Below are 1,096 nucleotides of genomic sequence, written 5' to 3'. Positions count from 1 at the left end.
TTTAATCATCGGTCGGGGAGCGCCCAGCGGCAAGGGGCGGGACCACCCGTCCCGACGAGCGATTATTTTGAACGTCTACAAACATAGTATCTTTCTTTCTTCCACCAGAACTAGCCTTGATCTGTTGCTTGACCAGGTGGAACTGTTCCGTAAGAACCTGTTGAATGCGACACGGCAGATACGGGCGTTATCCAGAAGTGAACATTATGCAAGGACTTATGAGAACCTGACTTCCATTCCAGGTATTGGAATGTTGACCGGAATGTCTCTGCTGACGGAAATAGATGATGTGGAACGCTTTCACAATGAAAAACAGTTCGCATCCTATCTTGGTCTGGTCCCCACCTCGCACAGCAGTGGTGAAAAGATTGCAAATGGTGAAAAGACTTTCAGGGGAAATAAACTCCTTGGTCCGATGATTGTTGAGAGTGCATGGACTATGATACGGCATGACAGTGTGATGGCTGCCGCTTATGGAGAATATTGTAAACGTATGAAATCACAGGAAGCTGTCATACGCATTGCACGTAAATTATCCAACAGGATATTGAAGATTTTAAGAAGTGGACAAAAATATGAATATGACCGGTGTCATTAGTATAGAATATAAAAGCCTGTTAGGCAAATTTCAGTTTGGGTGACTCCTGTTCGTAGCTTGATGAGCAATTACTGCTGCATCTCAAAAAAAGTTTGTTGCGCCCATCCTATTATTCTGAAGAAGTAAATTGTTGCCTGTCATTGTACAGTTCAACTTATAGAAGTTTGTTTAATAGGGCTTTTATTTAGATAACAATTACAGTACGGATGTCAAGGACTAAGTACTGACTGACTGGGATTGGGATAAATGTCTCAAGAGAAAAGTATTGTCGCTTAAAATTGAGACAAAGTCCTAAGTGGTTGATTTATAATGTTAACAACAAATAAAAAGTATTCGATTATTTGGAATACAACATAGAAGGCTATGAAATGATACAGTATACTTCCGGATTATGGACTTTTAACGAGGATGTAAATTAAACTGTGTCAGCAAGGAATAAAGTATTAACTTTGCTAACACAGTTTTTTTTATGAAAGAAGAATTTGATTTCGAGAGTAT

The 1,096-nt window shown here is 39.6% G+C and carries 1 protein-coding gene; it reads left to right on the top strand.

Annotated features, from left to right (window positions below; all coding sequences use genetic code 11):
- Positions 1 to 598, top strand: a 598-nt coding sequence (locus CSD97_RS18665; protein WP_244284063.1) for a transposase, incomplete at its 5' end; no start/stop codon positions are given.
- Positions 599 to 1,096: the final 498 nt, after the last annotated feature.

Origin of the sequence: Bacteroides sp. AR29 (assembly GCF_900217715.1) — a bacterium.
In the GTDB taxonomy this organism is placed as follows: Bacteria; Bacteroidota; Bacteroidia; order Bacteroidales; family Bacteroidaceae; genus Bacteroides; species Bacteroides uniformis.
The sequence above is the reverse complement of the archived record's forward strand: the minus strand, read 5'-3'. Positions and strand labels throughout refer to the sequence as shown.